The sequence below is a fragment of the Candidatus Jidaibacter acanthamoeba genome, assembly GCF_000815465.1.
GTDB lineage: Bacteria > Pseudomonadota > Alphaproteobacteria > Rickettsiales > Midichloriaceae > Jidaibacter > Jidaibacter acanthamoebae.
Genome location: NZ_JSWE01000110.1, coordinates 1 through 942, shown reverse-complemented (window position 1 = coordinate 942; position 942 = coordinate 1). Strand labels below are relative to the sequence as shown.

The window sequence follows — 942 nt, the reverse complement described above, 5'->3', positions numbered from 1 at the left end:
GCTTGCCTTACCTTATACCTACCTTCATATTTCATTTCTCGCAACACAACCAATTGCCCTAACTTCTCACTCCAGGCTCTTATCCACCTCATTATTGTTTGTGTACTAACTCCTATTATCTTTCCGGTCATATTCATTGATAACCCTGATAAATATAGTACTAATGCTAGGGCTTTATCTCTTTGGCTCCTCCCTCTCGCAATATCTCGCGTTTGCTGATAACCACATCTTGCGCACTTCTTCCTTATCTTACCTTTTGCTTTTCCATATTTCTTTAATTCCATCCCTCCACATCTCAGGCAGCTTTCCATTATTTTTCCTTTTCTATCTTCTTCCTTCTTTTCTCTTTCTATCCCTCATCATTACTAAAGCCAAACCCTCAATGATTTATTTAATTGGAATGTTGCTTATGCTATTTTAGTGGGTTTCTCTCTTAAATGTTCTTTCCAACTCTACTGCTTAACCAGATCGCGCTTCCAGCTTCTTGTTACAAATACTAGGTACTTGTTTGTAATATTTTATTGCCTGGATTTAGGCTCTGGGCTTAATATAAACTTCTCCTATTTTTTAACCGAATTAGTTATGGTTATATTTTTTATACTAAAACATTTTCTCTCTCCAAAAATAATCGAAAAATTTGTAAATTAGTATCCCTGGCAAGCATAAAAGGAGAAATTCCTAACTTCGTTTGGGTATGCATATTCGCACCATTTTTTAAAAGTAGTTTGACTATTTCCTTTTCGCCTGAGTCTATAGCATAATGTAATACTGTTTTACCATCAATATCCTGGATATCCACTTCAGCATGATATTTTATTAAAAGTTTTGCTATCTCAATGTATCCAGCACATGCAGCTATAATTAATGAGGTTTCCCAAGTCTCAACAAGGGTATTATAAATATTTATGTGAAAATGTGGCATAAGGCTGCGGCAAGCTATAT

The 942-nt window shown here is 35.1% G+C and carries 2 protein-coding genes; both read right to left on the bottom strand.

Going from position 1 to position 942, the window contains the following annotated elements; translation table 11 throughout:
* Positions 1-311, bottom strand: a 311-nt coding sequence (locus tag NF27_RS05370) for a helix-turn-helix domain-containing protein (RefSeq protein WP_161791812.1), incomplete at its 3' end; no start/stop codon positions are given.
* A gap of 284 nt (positions 312-595) precedes the next feature.
* Positions 596-942, bottom strand: a 347-nt coding sequence (locus NF27_RS05365) for an ankyrin repeat domain-containing protein (protein WP_204367857.1), incomplete at its 5' end; no start/stop codon positions are given.